This is a genomic window from Brevundimonas pishanensis, assembly GCF_022750635.1.
Lineage (GTDB): Bacteria > Pseudomonadota > Alphaproteobacteria > Caulobacterales > Caulobacteraceae > Brevundimonas > Brevundimonas pishanensis.
In genome coordinates, this window is the sequence record NZ_JAJKBG010000004.1 from 215451 (window position 1) to 233810 (window position 18360).

Consider the following 18360-nt stretch of genomic DNA (forward strand, 5'->3'; position numbering starts at 1 on the left):
GCCCCTCCCCGCCGCTGCGGGGAGGGAAACTTTTCGGATCAGCTGTTCTCCAGCTCCACGTTCAGGCCCAGCGAGCGCATTTCCTTGATCAGGACGTTGAAGCTTTCCGGGATACCGGCTTCGAAGCTGTCGTCGCCGCGGACGATTGCCTCGTAAACCTTGGTACGGCCAGCCACGTCGTCCGACTTCACCGTCAGCATTTCCTGCAGGGTGTAGGCGGCGCCGTAAGCTTCCAGAGCCCAGACCTCCATTTCCCCGAAGCGCTGACCGCCGAACTGCGCCTTACCACCCAGCGGCTGCTGCGTGACGAGCGAGTACGGGCCAATCGAACGGGCGTGGATCTTGTCGTCGACCAGGTGGTGCAGCTTCAGCATGTACACATAGCCAACGGTGACTGGACGCTTGAACTGCTCGCCGGTTTGACCGTCGTACAGGATCGATTGCGCCGAGCGGTCCAGACCAGCCCACTCCAGACGGTCTTCGATGTCCGAAATGCGGGCACCATCGAATACCGGCGTCGCGAACGGAACACCCTTCGAGAGGTTTTGAGCCAGCTCGATCAGTTCCTCGTCGGTCTGCGGCAGAGGGGTGTCCTCGCCGTAGATCTCGGTCAGACGCTTGGTCAGACGCTCGCGTTCACCGCCGTCCATCCACTCTTCGAGCAGGGCCTTGATCTGCTTGCCGAGGCCAGCCGATGCCCAACCCAGGTGGGTTTCGAAGATCTGGCCGATGTTCATGCGCGAAGGCACGCCCAGCGGGTTCAGAACGATGTCGACGTGCGTACCGTCTTCAAGGTGCGGCATGTCCTCGATCGGCAGAATCTTGGAGATAACGCCCTTGTTGCCGTGACGGCCGGCCATTTTGTCGCCCGGCTGAAGCTTGCGCTTCACGGCAACGAAGACCTTGACCATCTTCATGACGCCCGGCGGCAGTTCGTCACCGCGTTGCAGCTTCTCGACCTTGTCTTCGAAACGACGGTCCAGTTGCTTACGCGCGTCCTCGAACTGCTTCTTCATGGCTTCGAGTTCAGCCATGGCCTTTTCGTCTTCGAGGGCGATCTGCCACCACAGACCCTTCGAGACTTCGCTCATGGCGTCTTCGGTGATTTCGCCACGACCGATGCCCTTAGGACCCGATACAGCGACCTTGCCCAGCAGCAGCGGCTTCAGACGGCCATAGACGTTGCGCTCGAGGATCTTGAGCTCGTCGTCGCGGTCCTTGCCCAGACGTTCGATTTCGGCGCGCTCGATAGCTTGAGCACGTTCGTCCTTGTCGACGCCGTGACGGTTGAAGACGCGAACGTCAACGATGGTACCGGCAACGCCCGGCGGCAGACGCAGCGAGGTGTCACGGACGTCAGATGCCTTTTCGCCGAAGATGGCGCGCAGCAGCTTCTCTTCCGGGGTCATCGGGCTTTCGCCCTTCGGCGTCACCTTACCGACCAGAATGTCGCCCGGTTGCACTTCGGCACCGATGGCAACGATACCGGCTTCGTCGAGGTTGCGCAGGGCTTCCTCGCCGACGTTCGGGATGTCGCGGGTGATTTCTTCTGGCCCAAGCTTGGTGTCGCGGGCCATGACTTCAAACTCCTCGAGGTGGATCGAGGTGAAGATGTCATCGCGCACGATGCGCTCGGAGATTAGGATGGAGTCTTCGAAGTTGTAGCCGTTCCACGGCATGTAGGCGACGAGGACGTTACGGCCCAGAGCCAGATCGCCCAGATCGGTCGACGGGCCGTCAGCGATGACGTCGCCCGACTTCACTTCATCGCCCACGCGCACGATCGGGCGCTGGTTGATGCAGGTCGACTGGTTCGAACGCTGGAACTTCGACAGGCGGTAGATGTCCACGCCCGAACGACCGGCGTCGACGTCCGAGGTCGCACGGACAACGATACGGGTACCGTCGATCTGTTCGACCACACCGTCACGGCGAGCGATCACAACAGCGCCCGAGTCACGCGCCACAACGGCTTCCATACCGGTACCCACCAGCGGGGCGTCGGTCTGGACCAGCGGCACGGCCTGACGTTGCATGTTCGCGCCCATCAGTGCGCGGTTGGCGTCATCGTTTTCAAGGAACGGGATCAGGGCCGCTGCGACCGAAACAACCTGTTTCGGCGAAACGTCCATCATGTCCACCGACTCCTTGGTCAGGAGCTGGGATTCACCGTTCACACGACCCGGGACGATTTCTTCGACGATCTCGCCGTTGTTCAGCTCGATGTTCGCCTGAGCGATCGTGTAGCGGGCTTCTTCCATAGCCGAGATGTAGACCACCTCGTCCTGAGCTTTGCCGTCCTTCACGCGACGGTACGGCGACTCGATGAAGCCGTACTTGTTCACGCGGGCGTGGGTGGCCAGCGAGTTGATCAGACCGATGTTCGGGCCTTCCGGCGTTTCAATCGGGCAGATACGGCCATAGTGCGTCGGGTGAACGTCGCGGACTTCGAAGCCTGCACGCTCGCGGGTCAGACCACCTGGGCCAAGCGCCGAAAGGCGACGCTTGTGGGTGATTTCCGATAGCGGGTTGGTTTGGTCCATGAACTGCGACAGCTGCGACGAGCCGAAGAATTCACGAACAGCAGCAGCGGCCGGCTTCGCGTTGATCAGGTCGTGCGGCATGACGGTGTCGATATCGACCGACGACATACGCTCCTTGATCGCGCGTTCCATACGCAGCAGGCCGACGCGGTACTGGTTTTCCAGCAGCTCGCCAACCGAGCGAACGCGACGGTTGCCCAGGTTATCGATATCGTCGATTTCGCCACGGCCGTCTTTCAGACCCACGAGGATCTGCAGAACCTTCAGGACGTCATCCTTGCGAAGAACGCGGATTTCGTCCGAAACTTCCGGCGTTTCGAGACGCATGTTCATCTTGACGCGACCAACGGCCGACAGGTCGTAGCGTTCGGCGTCGAAGAACAGCGAGTTGAACATCGCTTCGGCGGCTTCCGGCGTCGGCGGCTCGCCCGGGCGCATCACGCGATAGATGTCGAACAGAGCGTCTTCGCGGCCCGTGTTCTTGTCGATACGCAGGGTGTTGCGCATGTAGGCACCGACCGTGACGTGGTCGATGTCCAGCACGTCGATGGTCGAGAAGCCTTGAGCTTCCAGGACAGCGATCGACTCGGCGTCCAGTTCGTCACCGGCTTCGGCGTAGATTTCGCCGGTTTCGTAGTTGACCGCGTCAGCAGCCAGATACTTGCCGAGCAGGGCATCGGCCGCCAGCGACAGCGACTGCAGACCAGCGTCTTGCAGCTTCTTGGCAGCACGGGCCGAGATCTTCTGGCCAGCCGGAGCGACCACTTCGCCGGTGTCGGCGTCGATCAGGTCGAATTCCGGCTTCACACCGCGCCAGCGTTCCGGCTTGTACGGGGTGACCCAGTTTTCGCCGCGCTTTTCGTACGGGACGGTCTCGTAGAAGGTCTTGAGGATTTCCTCACCGTCCATACCCAGCGAGTACAGGAAGGTGGTGGCCGGCAGCTTACGACGACGGTCGATACGGACGTAAACCACGTCCTTGGCATCGAACTCGAAGTCCAGCCACGAACCGCGGTAAGGGATCACGCGGGCAGCAAACAGCAGCTTGCCCGACGAGTGGGTCTTGCCCTTGTCGTGGTCGAAGAACACGCCCGGCGAACGGTGCATCTGGGAAACGATGACGCGCTCGGTGCCGTTGACGATGAAGGTGCCCTTCTCGGTCATGAGCGGAATGTCGCCCATGTAGACATCTTGTTCCTTGATGTCCTTGACCGAGCGCGCGCCGGTTTCTTCTTCGGTTTCGAAGACGATGAGGCGCAGCTTGACCTTCAACGGCGCGGCATAGGTCATGTCGCGCTGGATGCATTCTTCAACGTCGTACTTCGGCTCTTCAAATTCGTACGAAACGTATTCGAGCACAGCGCGTTCGTTGAAGTCCTTGATCGGGAAGACCGACTTGAAGACAGCTTCGATGCCTTCGTCGCGACGCAGGCCCGGACGGCTCTCGCGTTGCAGGAATTGTTCGTAGGAAGCGCGCTGAACCTCGATCAGGTTCGGCATCTGCACGGCTTCCGGGATACGCCCGAAGCTGTAGCGAATGCGCTTCTTGCCAGTGAAGGAGGTCGCGGCTGCGATCTTGCCCAAGGCGAGACCGTCGGTGGACTTGGCCATTCTGTTTTCCCAATAGTGAGCCCCGTGAAGGACCCAGCTCTCAATGCAGCAGCCACGGCACGCCAATCGGCGGTCCGTGACCGTTAAACGTCTTTCGGCATCCACCCTCGAACTGCCGGGCAGAACAGGATGCCTGAAATGTCACGCTCCCTTGGGAAGGAGCGACGCCTTCGCACCGGTTTGGAGGGCTTCAAACCGGGCCTCGGCGCTAATGCGCGGATTCATGGAATCTACGAAGCGGCCATATATAACGCTTGACGCGGCAAAATAAAGACCCTTTGGGCGTTTTAAGCGGGTTCTGGCACCTTACGGTTTCCGTGTTATGCCTAAGCCCATGAATCGCGCTGTCTCCACCCTGATCGCCGCCACCTTGCTGGCCCTGCCCGTCTCTACCATGGCGCAGGAAACGCCTTCCGACGCCATGGTCGCCTATGAGCGTGCCGTCGCCGAACAGCGCGCGGCGCAGGCCACGTGGGAAGCCGGACAGCTTGCCTATCAAAACTGGAACAAGGCGCGGCGGGGCTGGACGACAACCGAAAGCGGCCTGCAGTACCGCCGCGTCGGCAAGGCTAAGCCCAATGCCCCGCAACCCGCCGAGACGGACACTGTGAGCGTTCATTACCGCGGGACCTTCATCGACGGCCGCGAGTTCGACAGCTCCTATTCGCGCAACGAACCGACCAGCTTCCCTTTGAACCGCGTTATCAAGGGCTGGACCGAGGGCGTGGGCCTGATGCGCGAAGGCGAAAAATACGAGTTCGTCATCCCCGCCAACCTGGCCTACGGCGAGCGTTGGGTCGGCGGCAGCTTGATCCCGCCGGGCTCGGCCCTTCTGTTCACTGTCGAACTTTTGAAGGTCAATCCGTAAGCACGACCGAGCCCAAGTGGCCGCAATCGTGGATTAAAATCACCGACGGGCCGCAATACGCTTGACGTAGGGCGGCGCGCGCGGCTTGCCTTCCCCCGACATGTTTTTGCCGCCTGGCGGCCTTCCTTGGGGGAACACCGTATGTCTCGCCACTCTCTGGCCGTCTGTGCTTCTGCTCTCGCTCTTCTGGTGGCCGCGCCTGCGCTGGCCCAGACCGGAGCCGCAGCGCCCGCCCTGCCTGTCGCCCTGGCGCCTATCCCGCCTGTCAGCGATCAGGTCCGCCCCGGTGCAATAGAACTCTGGGTCGATGCTTCGGATATCGACCGCCGTATCATGTCGGTGCGCCAGACCATTCCCGTTACCCAGTCGGGACCGATGGTCCTGTTCTATCCGCAATGGATCCCCGGCAACCACGGCCCCGTCGGCCCTGTGTCTCAGGTCGCCAACCTCCAGTTCTCGGCCAATGGCCAGCGTATCGAGTGGGTGCGCAATACGCTGCAGCCGTGGGCCTACCAGATCGAAGTGCCCCAAGGCGCGGACAAGGTCGACGTTTCCTTCCAATGGCTGACCCCGATTGAAAGTTCGCAGGGGCGCATCGTCGTCACTCCCGAAATGCTGAACCACCAGTGGGAAAAGGCTGTGCTTTATCCCGCCGGTTACCGCAGCAGCCACATCGGCTTCCTGCCCCGCCTGAAACTGCCGGAAGGCTGGGGATATTCCGGCGCACTCAAGGTCGAGGGCAATATCGACGGCTATCTCCAGCTTGAGCCCATCAACCTCGAGCATCTGGCCGACAGCCCGGTATTCGCGGGAAAGCATTTCGCCCAGTATGATCTGGACCCGAACGGCCGTTCTCCGGTTTACCTGAACGTCGTTGGCGACAGCGCCGAGATGGTGAAAATCAAGGACGAGCATCTGGCCCAGCACCGCAATCTGGTGCGTCAGGCCGATCTACTGTTCGGAGCCCGCCATTACGACCGCTACGACTTCCTGCTGGCGGTCACGGACAAGCTGGGCGGCATCGGTCTGGAGCACCAGCGCTCAAGCGAGAACAGCGTCGACACCAAATATTTCACGGATCCGACCGGCACCATCGCCGACCGCGACCTGCTCGGCCACGAATACACCCACAGCTGGAACGGCAAATGGCGTCGCCCTGCTGACCAGATGACGGCGAACCTTAACGAGCCGCTGCAGAACTCGCTGCTGTGGGTCTATGAAGGCCAGACGCAGTATTGGGGTCTGGTGCTGACTGCGCGCGCCGGTCTGATGACCAAGGAAGAAGCGCTGGGCGTTATGGCCAATAACGCTGCCCAGTACTCCACCACGCCTGCCCGTGCGTGGCGCGCCATGCAGGACACCACCAATGATCCCATCATCCAGCAGCGTCGCCCCTCGCCGTGGCCCAGCGTCCAGCGCTCGGAAGACTACTACCGCGAAGGGTCGCTTGTGTGGCTGGATGCCGACACCCTGATCCGCGAGAAGACCAATGGCCGCAAGTCGCTCGATGACTTCGCTAAAGCCTTCTTCGGCATTGAGGACGGCAACTGGGAAGCCAAACCCTATACGTTTGAAGACGTCGTGACGGCACTTAACGGCGTCGTTGCGCACGACTGGGCCACGTTCCTGCGTGAACGGGTGGATGCGGTCGGGCCGGACGCGCCGGCACCGATCAACGGCTTTGAACAGGGCGGCTATCGGCTGGTCTGGAAAGACACCCCGAACGCCTACATGAGCCAGCTCAACAAGGAGCTGGGCCGCATGGACTTCACCTATTCTCTCGGCTTCCAGATGAACAAGTCCAACCGCATCACCTCGGTGGTGTGGAACGGCCCGGCGTTCCAGCAGGGCCTGACCGCAGGTTGGGAACTGGTGGCGGTCAACAACGTAGCTGCCAGCGAGGATGCGCTGAAAAAGGCGGTGACGGCTGCCAAGGACGGCTCATCGCCGATCACCCTGATCCTTAAGCAGGGTGACCGCTTCAAGACGGTCAACTTCGACTACCGCGATGGCCTGCGCTATCCGCACCTCGAACGCATCGCCGGCACGCCGGACCGCCTCGGCGATATCCTGACCGCACGCCGCTAAGACCTTCCGTTAGACCCGAGTACACGACATGAAGAAACATCTGTCCGCCGCCGCAATGGCTCTGTTGCTCAGCAGCACCGCGACGGCTGCCCTTGCCCATAACGGAAGCCAGCAGTGGACCGGGCCGGCAGCGCCCGCCAATCCGACGCCCCAGAACACCCCTCTGGCCCTGTCACGCGCCCTGCCACCGATCCCCGCCCCGACCGAGGCGACCTATCCGGGGATCATCCGCTATGAGGTCGATGCCACAGACGTCGAACGCAAGATCGTCAATTTGCGCCAGACCATTCCGGTCAAGTCGGGCTCCCTAGTCCTGCTGTACCCGAAATTCCTGCCGGGCAACCATGCCGACACAGGGCCGATCCAGCTTATCTCGGGCGTGACCGTCACCGGCGCGGGCCAACGCATCGAGTGGCTGCGCGATACGATTGACCCTTACGCCTTCCATGTCGACGTACCGCAAGGTGTGTCGGAAATCGTGGTCGAGTTCCAATGGCTGACCCAGCCGGACAACAGCCAGTGGCGCGTTGTCATGACGCCTGACATGGTCAACCTGCAGTGGGAAAAAGCTCTGCTCTATCCCGCAGGCTATCATTCGACCGGCATCACCTTCGCCCCGTCGATCAAGCTTCCCGCAGGCTGGAACTACGGCGTTTCTCTCGACACCGAGAGCTTCGAGAACGGCGTTGCGACCTTCAAGCCGGTTGACCTGTACAACCTGATCGACAGCCCCCTGTTCGGCGGCGCGCACTTTAACCGCGTGGATATTGATCCCAACGGCGCGGGCGTTCACCTGAACATCGTCGGTGACAAGGCCGATTACATCAATCCGACCGCAAAACAGATCGGTTACTACGAGAGCCTGATCACACAGGCCGACCGCCTGTTCGGTGCCCGCCCCTATGACCGCTATGAATTCCTCGTCGCGGCGACCAACCAGATGGGCGGCATCGGCCTAGAGCATCACCGCTCGTCGGAAAACACCATCCCGACCGACTTCTTCACCAACTGGGGCAAGAACCTCGGCTCCATCGGCCTGCTGCCGCACGAGTACGTCCACACGTGGAACGGCAAGCGCAACCGCCCTGCCGACGAACTGACCGCCAACCACAACATCCCTACCCAGAACACCTTGCTCTGGGTCTATGAAGGCCAGACCGAGTATTGGGGCGATGTTCTGACGGCGCGTTCGGGTCTGGCCCCCGTCGAAGACATCATCACCTCGTTCGCAGAGGTGGCAGCCTTCTATGACAACCAGCCGGGCCGTGGCTGGCGCCCGCTTCAGGACACCAACAACCACAACCTGCTGGGCTACCGCACCTCGAACCCGTACACCTCGTGGATGCGCGGCACGGGCGACTACTATCGCGAAGCCCTGCTGATCTGGCTGGACGCCGACACCCTGATCCGCGAAGCCACCAATGACCGCAAGTCGCTGGACGACTTCGCCAAGGGCTTCTTCGGCGGTGACAACGGCTCCTATGCGCCACGCGGCTATGTGTTCGAGGACGTCGTTGCCGCGCTGAATGCTGTGCATCCGCATGACTGGGCCACCTTCCTGCGCACCCGTCTGGACGCGGCAGGGCCGGATGCCAAGGCCCCGCTGGATGGTCTGGCACGCTCAGGCTATCGCCTGACCTACACCGACGCCCTCACCGACGCCGAGAAGAAGATCCAGACCGGCTGGAAGACCGACTTCCAGTACTCGCTGGGCTTTACCCTTAGCGGGACAAACCGGATCAACAACATCCGCTGGGGCGGCCTTGCCTTCGAGGCCGACATCGGTCCGGGCTGGGAGCTGGTCGCCATCAACGACCAAGCCGCGAACGCCGGCCGCCTGCGCGATGCCGTAACCGCCAATAAGGACGGCTCGGCCCCGATCAAGCTGCTGCTGAAGCGGGGAGACAAGTTCCGCACCGTCCAGTTCAATTACACGGGGGGTCTGCGCTATCCGCGCCTCGAGCGCATCGAAGGCACCCGTGATCGACTGACGGAAATCCTCAGCCCGCGTCGCCGCTAAGGTCGAATACAAAACGGCCCGGGATCATCTCCCGGGCCGTTTCTTTATTTCAGCAAATCCAGCAGCGCCTCGGCTGCGGCTCTGGAAGACCCAGGGTTCTGACCCGTCACCAGCTTGCCGTCGGTACGTACATAAGAGGCCCAATCCGGCCCCTTGCTGAACTCACCGCCGTTCTCGGCCAGCATGTCCTCGACGAGGAACGGCACCACCTTGGTCAAACCAACGGCCTCTTCCTCGCTGTTGGTAAAGCCGGTGACAGACTTACCGCGCACAAGCGGCTCGCCATTGGCCATCTTCACATTCTTCAAAACGCCCGGCGCGTGACAAACAAAGCCCGTGGGCTTGCCCGCTGCGGTAAAGGCCTCGATCAGGCTGATCGAATGGTTGTCGTTGGTCAGATCCCACAGGGGGCCATGACCGCCCGGATAGAAGACGGCATCAAAGGCATCAGCCTTAACCTCATCCAGCTTGTGTGTGCTGGCCAGCGCAGCCATCGCCTCCTTGTCACCTTTGAAGCGGCGGGTGTCCTCGGTCTGGGCATCTTCGGCGTCGCTCTTGGGGTCCAGCGGCGGTTGGCCGCCCTTGGGCGAGGCCAGCGTGATCTCCGCACCCGCATCCTTGAGCGCGTAATAAGGCGCAGCCAGTTCTTCCAGCCAGAAGCCGGTCTTCTCGCCTGTATCGCCCAGCTTGCCGTGCGACGTCAGAACCATAAGGATTTTCATTGGGGGCACTCCTCTTCTCCATTTCAAATGGGGATCGAGGTGTTCCGTTTCCATGCGTCCGCTTAGATCCAACCGCCATCGGACAAAAGAAAACGGGCCGCAGTTTCCTGCGACCCGTTCCTGAAAGCAGTCTCTGGAGTACCAGAGGCCAGATCAGAAATCTTACTTGATTTCGACCTTGGCGCCGGCTTCTTCCAGCTTCTTCTTCAGTTCTTCAGCAGCTTGCTTCGAGACGTTCTCGACGACAGCAGCCGGAGCAGCTTCTACCAGTTCCTTGGCTTCTTTCAGGCCCAGGTCGGTACGAACGCCGCGAACTTCCTTGATCACGTTGATCTTCTTGTCGCCGCCGTCAACCAGCATGACGGTGAATTCGGTTTGCTCTTCAGCAGCTTCAGCCGGAGCAGCAGCGCCGCCAACAGCAGCAACGGCAACCGGAGCAGCAGCCGAAACGCCCCACTTTTCTTCCAGCAGCTTCGACAGTTCAGCAGCTTCCAGAACGGTCAGAGCCGAGAGTTCTTCAACGATCTTGGCGAGGTCAGCCATTTTGATCTTCCTTCGGTAGAATTGGATTTAGAGAGATATGCAGAGATGCAGGAGGGTCTTAGGCGGCGTCTTTGGTAGCGTAAGCATTGAAGACGCGTGCCAACTGGCCAGCCGGAGCTTGCAGAACGCCAGCAACCTTGGTTGCCGGGGCTTGCAGCAGGCCGATGAGCTTGCCGCGCAGTTGATCCAGCGACGGCAGCTTGGACAGGGCTTCGATGCCCTTGGCGTCCAGAACGTTGTCGCCCATGAAACCGCCCTGGATAACGAAACGATCGTTACCCTTGGCGAATTCAGCCGAGACCTTGGCGGCGGTGACCGGGTCAGCAGCGTATGCAATACCAACCGGACCCTTGAACAGGTCGTGGTATTCGCTGCCGGCTTCGACGCCCAGCGCCTTCAGCGCCAGACGGTTTTTCACCACCTTGAACGCGCCACCTTCTTTACGAAGGCGACCACGCAGGTCTTCCATCTCCGCAACGGTCAGACCCAGATTGTGGGTCACAACCACGGCGCCCGCGTCGGCGAACACGCTCTTCAGCGATTCGATCGACTCGGCTTTTTGTGCGCGGTCCATTGCGGTCTCCAGAGTAGGAATTCGTCGCCGAGCTTATTCCCGACGACGGATTTGGTTCATGCCCCGTACGTTGCCGCACAGACCACAAGCCGGTAGATTGTCCGAAGGAAGCGTGCCTCATCCCGCCGAAACGGCTGGACGGAGGTCTTTGCATCCCCATCTCCCCACGGCACCAGAAAGGCTATTCTGGCAGTTATGGCATGGGTGACCCCCACGCCCCGAAGTTCTCGGACAGGACCTGATCAGTCCGAAGACTCATCAGGAAGGCGGCTTCTATACACCGCCCGAAGATAAAATCAACGCTGTTGGGACTTCGAGCGTGCGGCGGGCTGCGATTTGCCCTCGCCGCAGTCAAATTCTCCACACATGCGGGTAAGCAGTTCGGTGGCGTAGGCCTCAATGATCGGATTTACCAAGGCATTGACCTCAACTCCGATCGAAAGTGCCTTGCCAGCGATCACGCGTCCCAGTGGACTCTCGTAAAAGGCTAGCATCGCCTCGAGTTCAGCTGTGGTGAAGCGCTGCGCATAGACGGTCGTAATCTGATCAAGCAGGGTGCGCATGTGGGGCAGCAGGATGAGACCTGCATTCTTGTCCATCCACTTGCCGATTTCAGGGTCAGCCTCATGCAATCGCGCCTCGGCAAGGCCTGCCTGCATTTGGGCGAGGATCATCTTGTCATAATCCGGCGTCGTGATCGCGACCACGCGGCGAGCCAGAGCGAGGTTCTCGCTAGAAGGCGGTGCGTCGTTGGACTGCGCCAATACTGGCGAAGCCATTACAACGCACAGGGCGACTGCTGCGCCTGCGAAAAACTTTTTCATTTTCCCATCCCTGATCGTCGCGCCGTGCGCCCAACGATCAGTATAGCCAGAACATCGTTACAAAATCGATGCTGCGAACGAACGGATCAAATCAGCCAGTACAGGCTCGTGGACGCTAGCGGCAGCTTCAGCGGCGCTCATCCATTGACGCTCGCGCTGTTCTGCTTCCGGCCAACTCCCCAGTTGGATAAGGACTTCCAGCGGATAGACATCTACGACGCACGGCACGCAGCGGCCGTCCTTGAGACGCTTGTCATACGGATACTGACCGACAGGCCTGGACGCGATATCGCCCTGCACGCCCGCCTCTTCATAGGCTTCCTGAGCCGCGGCCAGCGGATCGGACAGATCCACCATGAGATTACCCTTGGCGATGACCCAGCGCTTCGTCTCGCGGGAGGTGATCAGCATAATCTCGACCACATCGCCGCGACGCCGCCACGGCAGGGCCGCGATCTGACGGATCTGTTTGTCGTTCGAAGATTTGCTCATACGCCTAGCTTAGCCGCACACGCGGCCCAAGTTCCAATCGAAATCTGTCCCCGCACCGGCGCAGAGAGGCGGCCTTTCACTCCATTCGCCACTTGGGGTCAAGGCCGCAATATAATCCGATGACGGACGTTTACGCTTCGGGTTGCCTGATCCAGGCAGCGATGCGTTCAAGGAAACGTCGTTGGAACGCGATGTCGCGCTCTTGGCCGAAATCACCCGCCTGAGTGAAGGTGCCGTCCTTCACCTGCACATAGACCTCGGGTTGGGGCATGACCTCCAGACCCAAGCAAACCGCGATCTGGCGAAGGTGCATCTGCGACAGGTCCGCCCCGCGTGCGCCCGGCGAGGCCCCGCAAATCCCCGCACGCTTGCCGGCCCATACATTATCGCCATTAGGACGCGACAGCCAATCGAGCGTGTTCTTCATCAGCGCCGTCACAGAGCGGTTATGCTCTGGCGAGACAAACAGAATACCGTCCGCAGCCCTTATCCGAGATTTCAGCTCTGCAAGCAGAGGCGGCATGTCCGCTTCAAGATCTCCGTTATAGAGCGGCAGACCCTCGACCGGCAGGATATCGAAGTCCATTGCATCTCTCGCCAAACGCGAAAGAGCCAAGGCAAAAGCACGATTGATAGAGCCCGTGCGGGCACTTCCGGCAATGACAGCAATCTTTAGCGGCTGGTTCATAAGCAGGTCCTTGATGAGCCAATAAATCCTAGCCGCAGTCACGTCACGGCGGTAGCCCGTAGACATCTCTGGTTTTGCACAGCTGGGCTAGTCCCCACTCCCGCCAGCGCTTCACGGTCGGCTACTGAGCCAAAGAAAACGGCCCCGCAGATTGCTCTGCGGGGCCGCTAACTTATTGCCTTACGGCAAGCCTATCAGGCGCCAGCCGAAGCCGGATCAACCTTGATGCCCGGACCCATGGTCGAGGACAGCGTGATACGCTTGATGTAGGTGCCCTTGGCACCAGCCGGCTTGGCCTTCGACAGAGCGTCGACGAAAGCCTTGACGTTCAGGTCCAGAGCTTCCTGGGTGAACGAAGCCTTGCCGATACCGGCGTGAACGATACCGTTCTTCTCGACGCGGAACTCAACTGCGCCGCCCTTGGCGTCTTTAACAGCTTGAGCAACGTTCGGGGTCACGGTGCCGACCTTCGGGTTCGGCATCAGGCCGCGCGGGCCCAGCACCTTACCGAGGCGACCAACCAGGGCCATCATGTCCGGCGACGCGATAACGCGGTCGAATTCCATGAAGCCGCCAGCGATCTTCTCGTACAGGTCTTCTGCACCGACGTGTTCTGCACCAGCTTCGCGGGCTTGGTCAGCCTTGGCGTCCTTGGCGAAAACAGCGACGCGAACGTCACGGCCGGTGCCCGACGGCAGGTTCACCACGCCGCGGACCTGTTGGTCAGCGTGACGCGGGTCAACGCCCAGGTTCACAGCGATTTCGATGGTTTCGTCGAACTTCGCCTTGGCGTTGTCCTTAACCAGCTTGATTGCGTCGCCGTAGGCGATCAGGTCTTCCGAGACGCCGACGCGTGCTTTTTGAGCTTTGGTTTGCTTAGCCATCTGGATTAGGCCTCCACAACTTCGAGGCCCATGGCGCGAGCCGAGCCTTCGATGATCTTGGTCGCAGCGTCCAGATCGTTAGCGTTCAGGTCTTTCATCTTGGCTTCTGCGATTTCGCGCATTTGAGCCACGGTGATCTTGCCTGCAGTTTCACGGCCGGTCTTAGCAGCGCCCGACTTAATCTTGGCAGCTTCCTTCAGGTACCAGGTCGCCGGCGGCGTCTTGGTGACGAAGGTGAACGACTTGTCTTGGTAGACGGTGATGATGGTCGGCAGCGGGGTGCCCTTGGCAACCTTCTCGGTGCGAGCGTTGAACTCCTTACAGAAGCCCATGATGTTCACACCGCGCTGACCCAGAGCCGGGCCGATCGGCGGCGACGGCGTGGCCGACTGTGCCGGCACTTGCAGCTTGATGTAGCCGAGAATCTTCTTGGCCATTTGTCTCTCCTAACAATGAACCCGGCAGGAAAAGCCGGATCGGTGAGCCGTGGTCTGGCATGGCTGCCTCCCACGGATTTGACGCACCGCGAGTCAGACGACTGCGAAGCGAAGGCGCGCGTTTAACAGAGCGCCCGCACAAACGCAAATCGACCAATGCGAAACATCAACCGATATAAAACAAAGGCCGCATCCGGAGGGACGCGGCCTTTGAAATCTTGAACCTGTGGCAGGTGGCTTATTCGCCGACCTTCTCCACCTGGTTGTACTCCAGATCGACCGGAGTAGCGCGACCGAAGATCGAGACGGTAACACGCAGACGGGTGTTTTCTTCGTCGACGCTTTCGACCGTACCGTCGAAGCTGGCGAACGGACCGTCGGTGACCTTGATCTTCTCGCCGATGTCGAAGTGGATGGTGGGTTTCGGACGCTCGACGCCCTCTTCCACTGCACCGATGATGTTCTGGACTTCACGTTCCGAAACCGGCAGCGGCTTGGTGCCACCAGCGGCACCGAGGAAACCGGTGACCTTCGGGGTGTTCTTGACCAGGTGATAGGCTTGGTCGGTCATCTCCATCTTCACCAGAACGTAGCCCGGGAAGAATTTGCGTTCGGAGTTGACCTTACGGCCACGACGGATCTCGACGACATCCTCGGTAGGAACGAGGATTTCGGAGAAGTTGTCTTCAAGGCCTTGTTGCTTGGCTTGATCGCGCAGGTACTCGGCAACCTTCTTTTCGAAGTTCGAGTAGGCGTGGACGATGTACCATTTATGGCGGGGATTGGCCGCTGCGTCGCTCATGTGCGCGTTTCCTATTATCCGCCGAAGCCGAGGATGATTTTCGAAGCGAAGGTCAGGGCGAAGTCAACAATCCAGAAGAATGCCGATGCGATAGCCACCATAATGAAAACCATCACCGAGGTGATCCAGGTTTCCTTGCGCGAAGGCCACGTGATCTTGCGAGCCTCGGCCCGCACTTCGCTAGCGAACTGCGGGATCGAGGTTTTCTTCTTGGGCGACGGAGCGTCGACGCTAACCGTAGCGGCACCTTGGGCTGCTGCAGTCTGGGTCGCCGTATTGCGGCGGCCGCGCGGGGTCTTCGCCTTGGCCATGTGACGTCTCTTCAATCTCTGGTTCCTGCTGCATCACATGGGAACTCCCATACGAATGCAACAGGGGGAATGGCAGGAGTTGAGGGACTCGAACCCACGACCCTCGGTTTTGGAGACCGATGCTCTACCAGCTGAGCTAAACTCCTAGTGTCCCGGACAAAGATCTTCGCGCTGCGGATGTGATCCAGAAGCGCGACCCTCGCCAGAGGCCGCCGTATGCCTGACCCCCACGGGCATTTCAAGGGGCCAAACGGCACAAGTTGCGCTTAACCCCCGATTTTTTCAGAAAAGTCGCGCTACAGCGCTGGGCTCATAGCTGACTTCGGCCATCACAGCCTCGGTATCACCGATAGAATAGGTCTGCGCGTGGCTGCGGCTGTCGATGACGGCCACAGCCTCGATGGTTTCGGGAATCACCTTGAACACAACCGTCTGGCCCAGCCCCGGAGCCCAAGGCGATATTTCCGGCGCGCGTTCCAGAATCAGACCCAGCACATGTTCGATCTCGGCCATGTCGGTCAGGATCGCGGCTCGGCCATCAATGGATACACCGACCGCTTCGCCTTCTTCTGCGTCACCGCGTATAGCGATACCCACGCGCGGGTCGGCCTGGATATTCGCAGCCTTCTCGCTGTCTGTGGCGGTGATGAAGTAAAGGTTCAGCCCGTCGTTCATATAGCCCAGTGTGGCGGCATGCGGACGTCCGTCCGGACGGTTGACCGCTAAAGTCATCAGGCTCTGGCGGCTCAACAGTTTGAGAATCGCCAAGGCGGCCCGACCGTGAATCGGTTCGACATTCGAAGGTGCCATGCGTCTCTCCCACCGTTGGCTAACTATGAACGAACATTGCCATAACAGCGTCGGAGCACCCTTGATCCAAATCAAGGCCAAAAGGCACGGTGTGCTTCACATGGTCTCATGCCTGATCTGCATTCGACCCTACCCACGCCTTCCCTCCCCCTGTCCGGCCTGATCATCAAGCCGTTGGGTCCGGACGATGCGACCGCGGCCTACAGCCTCGCCGTATGGGCCAAGCCGGATCTTGAGGAGTCGCGCTGGCAGAACTTCCTGTGCGATTGGCGCGCCGATCCTGACGGGCGGGGCATTCTGGTGGCGCGTAACCAGAGGGGTGGCATCCTCGGCTTCGGCTGCTGGTGGCGACAACCTGATCTGGACCATGGCGAGACCGTCTGGGCAGGCCCGCTGTTCGTGCGGGAGATGGGGGTCCGGCCGCTGGTGCGCGAAGCGCTGGAGTGCGAGCTGCACCAACTGGCGTCTTCCATGCGCGCCGCGCTGAGAATCCTGCCGGACGCGCCAAGCTCGGACAATCGGCCCAATGGTGAAGCCAAGTCCCTGACCTAGGATTGCGCACTGTTCGCCTTCGATACCGAAGACCGCTATAGTAAGGCTTATGCGGGGCTGCGCTCGCTCGGAGATTATTTAGTGAAGACCGTAAGTCCTTTGTCCGAGCAAAAAGATATTGCGCTAGAAGACGTGCACCCGTGCGCCACCTGCGGCGCACGCCCGCTGGGCGTTTGCGCTGATCTGAAGGGCCATGAACTGCAAAACATGGCCTGCAACAGCGAAAACGTGAATGTCAGCGCCGGTCAGGCGCTGGTCCACGAGGGTGATCCAAATCCCTTCGTGTTCAACGTGGTCGAGGGTGCAGTGAAACTGTACCGCATCCTGCCGGATGGCCGTCGCCAGATCACCGGCTTCCTGTTCCAGGGCGACTTCCTTGGCCTTGGCGGGCGCAGCGTATCCACGGTGACCGCTGAGGCGCTTACGCCGCTGCAGGCCTGCCGGTTCAAACGCGGTGACTTCGACCAGTTGCTGAATGCCATGCCCGCGCTGGAACACCGACTGGTTTCGCTGGCCGGTGACGAGTTGATGGCTGCACAGGAACAGATCGTCCTCTTGGGTCGTAAGACCGCAAAAGAGCGTCTGGCCAGCTTCCTCATCCGTCTGGGCGAGCGACAGCAACAACTGGGCGGCGCGGTCAACCACGTCCTGCTGCCGATGACCCGTCTGGATATCGCCGACTATCTCGGTCTGACCATCGAGACAGTCAGTCGCGTCATGACCCAGCTCAAGACGTCGGGAATGATCCGGCTCCTGCCCGGTAACGACGTAGAGATCACCGATCCGGACCGATTGCTGGCTTTGGCCGAAGGCGAAGGTTGAGTTCGCATTGAATGATCAGGGCGCGCTTCCTTGGGAGCGCGCCCTTTTTCATGATCAGAACTTGCGGCCTACGCCGACCGAGACCACCCACGGATCAAGGCTGACGTTCGATTTCAGAGCGCCGCCATTGATGCTGGCGTCGGTATCGAACCACACCTTCTTGGCATCGACGTTCAGGGTCCACGGACCCGACAGGTTCACATTGGCCCCTGCCTGCAACGCGACACCAAAGCCGTCATCGATATCGACGGTGAAACCGTTTTTGTCCTTGCCCTCGAAGAAGGCCATGTAGCTGACACCGGCACCGACATAGGGGCTGATGCGGGCGTTCGGGGTCGGGTGATACTGAGCCGTCACGATAGGCGGCAGGACCCAGGTTTCATGTACGGTGACATCGGTACCTGCGCCCTTGGCCTTCACCTCATGCTGGGTCGCACCAAGAATGCCTTCGACCGCCCAGTGGTCCGAAACGAAATAGGTAAAGCCCAGCGTCGGCATCCAGTCATCGGACACATCGACATTCAGGCCCGCGGCCGCACCGGCCGCATCGGTAATGGCATCATCGGCCTGCGGCAGCACACCGGTCATGCGAGCGGTCACGATCAGCGTGCCCTTGCCGACCTGTTCGGGAGCCGGAGCCTGCGCCGAGGCACCACCGGCAACACACAGAACCGAGGCCGCAGCCAGTAGAGCAGCAGAGGTTTTCATAAGCGTCTTCCTCAATACATCACCCGTGGAAATGGAGACGGGCTTCGATGTCTGAAGAGAC

18 protein-coding genes and 1 tRNA gene are annotated in these 18360 nt (G+C 60.5%); 5 read left to right on the top strand and 14 right to left on the bottom strand.

Annotation, left to right across the window (positions count from 1 at the left end; translation table 11 throughout):
* Positions 1-38 precede the first annotated feature (38 nt).
* A complete protein-coding gene (gene rpoB, locus LOX95_RS09765; protein ID WP_242914297.1) occupies positions 39-4154 on the bottom strand; it encodes a DNA-directed RNA polymerase subunit beta in 4116 nt (1371 codons plus the stop codon).
* A 322-nt stretch (positions 4155-4476) separates the two neighbouring features.
* Between rpoB and LOX95_RS09770 the strand changes: the two genes are divergently transcribed.
* From LOX95_RS09770 to LOX95_RS09780, 3 genes are all read left to right on the top strand, one after another.
* Positions 4477-5022: an FKBP-type peptidyl-prolyl cis-trans isomerase gene (locus tag LOX95_RS09770; RefSeq protein ID WP_242914298.1), complete on the top strand. Its 546-nt coding sequence runs from the start codon at positions 4477-4479 to the stop codon at positions 5020-5022.
* 141 nt (positions 5023-5163) lie between these two features.
* Positions 5164-7110 (top strand): M61 family metallopeptidase, encoded by a 1947-nt coding sequence (locus tag LOX95_RS09775; RefSeq protein WP_242914299.1) that lies wholly within the window; start codon positions 5164-5166, stop codon positions 7108-7110.
* Positions 7111-7138: 28 nt separating this feature from the next.
* Positions 7139-9130 (top strand): M61 family metallopeptidase, encoded by a 1992-nt coding sequence (locus tag LOX95_RS09780; protein ID WP_242914300.1) that lies wholly within the window; start codon positions 7139-7141, stop codon positions 9128-9130.
* Between the two features lie 44 nt (positions 9131-9174).
* On the opposite strand, the gene LOX95_RS09785 is transcribed toward LOX95_RS09780, so the two are convergent.
* The 12 genes from LOX95_RS09785 to LOX95_RS09840 all read right to left on the bottom strand — a co-directional run bounded on the left by LOX95_RS09785 (position 9175) and on the right by LOX95_RS09840 (position 16217).
* Entirely contained in the window at positions 9175-9852 is a 678-nt protein-coding gene (locus tag LOX95_RS09785) for a type 1 glutamine amidotransferase domain-containing protein (protein ID WP_242914301.1), read from the bottom strand.
* A 162-nt stretch (positions 9853-10014) separates the two neighbouring features.
* Positions 10015-10395 (bottom strand): 50S ribosomal protein L7/L12, encoded by a 381-nt coding sequence (rplL, locus tag LOX95_RS09790; protein WP_242914302.1) that lies wholly within the window; start codon positions 10393-10395, stop codon positions 10015-10017.
* A 58-nt stretch (positions 10396-10453) separates the two neighbouring features.
* Complete coding sequence (gene rplJ / locus LOX95_RS09795) at positions 10454-10969, bottom strand: 50S ribosomal protein L10 (RefSeq protein ID WP_242914303.1); 516 nt, start codon at positions 10967-10969, stop codon at positions 10454-10456.
* A 296-nt stretch (positions 10970-11265) separates the two neighbouring features.
* Complete coding sequence (locus tag LOX95_RS09800) at positions 11266-11793, bottom strand: DUF2059 domain-containing protein (protein WP_242914304.1); 528 nt, start codon at positions 11791-11793, stop codon at positions 11266-11268.
* A 57-nt stretch (positions 11794-11850) separates the two neighbouring features.
* Entirely contained in the window at positions 11851-12285 is a 435-nt protein-coding gene (locus tag LOX95_RS09805) for an NUDIX hydrolase (protein WP_242914305.1), read from the bottom strand.
* Positions 12286-12415: 130 nt separating this feature from the next.
* On the bottom strand, positions 12416-12973 hold the full coding sequence (locus LOX95_RS09810) for an NADPH-dependent FMN reductase (RefSeq protein WP_242914306.1): 558 nt from the start codon (positions 12971-12973) through the stop codon (positions 12416-12418).
* Between the two features lie 194 nt (positions 12974-13167).
* Positions 13168-13857 carry a 50S ribosomal protein L1 gene (gene rplA, locus LOX95_RS09815; RefSeq protein WP_242914307.1) on the bottom strand — a complete coding sequence of 230 codons (690 nt, stop codon included), beginning with the start codon at positions 13855-13857 and terminating at the stop codon, positions 13168-13170.
* Positions 13858-13862: 5 nt separating this feature from the next.
* Entirely contained in the window at positions 13863-14294 is a 432-nt protein-coding gene (gene rplK, locus LOX95_RS09820) for a 50S ribosomal protein L11 (RefSeq protein ID WP_242914308.1), read from the bottom strand.
* Positions 14295-14532: 238 nt separating this feature from the next.
* Positions 14533-15096 (bottom strand): transcription termination/antitermination protein NusG, encoded by a 564-nt coding sequence (gene nusG, locus LOX95_RS09825; RefSeq protein WP_242914309.1) that lies wholly within the window; start codon positions 15094-15096, stop codon positions 14533-14535.
* Positions 15097-15110: 14 nt separating this feature from the next.
* Positions 15111-15407 (bottom strand): preprotein translocase subunit SecE, encoded by a 297-nt coding sequence (secE, locus tag LOX95_RS09830; RefSeq protein ID WP_242914310.1) that lies wholly within the window; start codon positions 15405-15407, stop codon positions 15111-15113.
* 70 nt (positions 15408-15477) lie between these two features.
* Positions 15478-15553: transfer RNA gene (locus LOX95_RS09835), tRNA-Trp, on the bottom strand.
* A 136-nt stretch (positions 15554-15689) separates the two neighbouring features.
* Positions 15690-16217, bottom strand: a complete 528-nt coding sequence (locus tag LOX95_RS09840; RefSeq protein WP_242914311.1) for a pyridoxamine 5'-phosphate oxidase family protein — start codon at positions 16215-16217, stop codon at positions 15690-15692.
* A gap of 108 nt (positions 16218-16325) precedes the next feature.
* Between LOX95_RS09840 and LOX95_RS09845 the strand changes: the two genes are divergently transcribed.
* Positions 16326-16769: a hypothetical protein gene (locus LOX95_RS09845; protein WP_242914312.1), complete on the top strand. Its 444-nt coding sequence runs from the start codon at positions 16326-16328 to the stop codon at positions 16767-16769.
* An 81-nt stretch (positions 16770-16850) separates the two neighbouring features.
* On the top strand, positions 16851-17591 hold the full coding sequence (locus LOX95_RS09850; protein WP_242914313.1) for a Crp/Fnr family transcriptional regulator: 741 nt from the start codon (positions 16851-16853) through the stop codon (positions 17589-17591).
* Positions 17592-17645: 54 nt separating this feature from the next.
* Here the strand turns inward: LOX95_RS09850 and LOX95_RS09855 are convergent, their stop codons facing one another.
* Positions 17646-18299 (bottom strand): OmpW/AlkL family protein, encoded by a 654-nt coding sequence (locus LOX95_RS09855; RefSeq protein ID WP_242914314.1) that lies wholly within the window; start codon positions 18297-18299, stop codon positions 17646-17648.
* Positions 18300-18360 lie beyond the last annotated feature (61 nt).

What these genes read in the sequence shown, in the direction of transcription:
- LOX95_RS09805 (WP_242914305.1), bottom strand. Translation starts at nt 12,285, where the DNA reads ATGAGCAAATCTTCGAACGACAAACAGATCCGTCAGATCGCGGCCCTG.
- LOX95_RS09855 (WP_242914314.1), bottom strand. Translation starts at nt 18,299, where the DNA reads ATGAAAACCTCTGCTGCTCTACTGGCTGCGGCCTCGGTTCTGTGTGTT.
- rplL (WP_242914302.1), bottom strand. Translation starts at nt 10,395, where the DNA reads ATGGCTGACCTCGCCAAGATCGTTGAAGAACTCTCGGCTCTGACCGTT.
- rplJ (WP_242914303.1), bottom strand. Translation starts at nt 10,969, where the DNA reads ATGGACCGCGCACAAAAAGCCGAGTCGATCGAATCGCTGAAGAGCGTG.
- LOX95_RS09800 (WP_242914304.1), bottom strand. Translation starts at nt 11,793, where the DNA reads ATGAAAAAGTTTTTCGCAGGCGCAGCAGTCGCCCTGTGCGTTGTAATG.
- LOX95_RS09770 (WP_242914298.1), top strand. Translation starts at nt 4,477, where the DNA reads ATGCCTAAGCCCATGAATCGCGCTGTCTCCACCCTGATCGCCGCCACC.
- LOX95_RS09840 (WP_242914311.1), bottom strand. Translation starts at nt 16,217, where the DNA reads ATGGCACCTTCGAATGTCGAACCGATTCACGGTCGGGCCGCCTTGGCG.
- rplA (WP_242914307.1), bottom strand. Translation starts at nt 13,857, where the DNA reads ATGGCTAAGCAAACCAAAGCTCAAAAAGCACGCGTCGGCGTCTCGGAA.
- LOX95_RS09775 (WP_242914299.1), top strand. Translation starts at nt 5,164, where the DNA reads ATGTCTCGCCACTCTCTGGCCGTCTGTGCTTCTGCTCTCGCTCTTCTG.
- secE (WP_242914310.1), bottom strand. Translation starts at nt 15,407, where the DNA reads ATGGCCAAGGCGAAGACCCCGCGCGGCCGCCGCAATACGGCGACCCAG.
- rpoB (WP_242914297.1), bottom strand. Translation starts at nt 4,154, where the DNA reads ATGGCCAAGTCCACCGACGGTCTCGCCTTGGGCAAGATCGCAGCCGCG.
- LOX95_RS09810 (WP_242914306.1), bottom strand. Translation starts at nt 12,973, where the DNA reads ATGAACCAGCCGCTAAAGATTGCTGTCATTGCCGGAAGTGCCCGCACG.
- rplK (WP_242914308.1), bottom strand. Translation starts at nt 14,294, where the DNA reads ATGGCCAAGAAGATTCTCGGCTACATCAAGCTGCAAGTGCCGGCACAG.
- LOX95_RS09845 (WP_242914312.1), top strand. Translation starts at nt 16,326, where the DNA reads ATGCCTGATCTGCATTCGACCCTACCCACGCCTTCCCTCCCCCTGTCC.
- LOX95_RS09780 (WP_242914300.1), top strand. Translation starts at nt 7,139, where the DNA reads ATGAAGAAACATCTGTCCGCCGCCGCAATGGCTCTGTTGCTCAGCAGC.
- nusG (WP_242914309.1), bottom strand. Translation starts at nt 15,096, where the DNA reads ATGAGCGACGCAGCGGCCAATCCCCGCCATAAATGGTACATCGTCCAC.
- LOX95_RS09785 (WP_242914301.1), bottom strand. Translation starts at nt 9,852, where the DNA reads ATGAAAATCCTTATGGTTCTGACGTCGCACGGCAAGCTGGGCGATACA.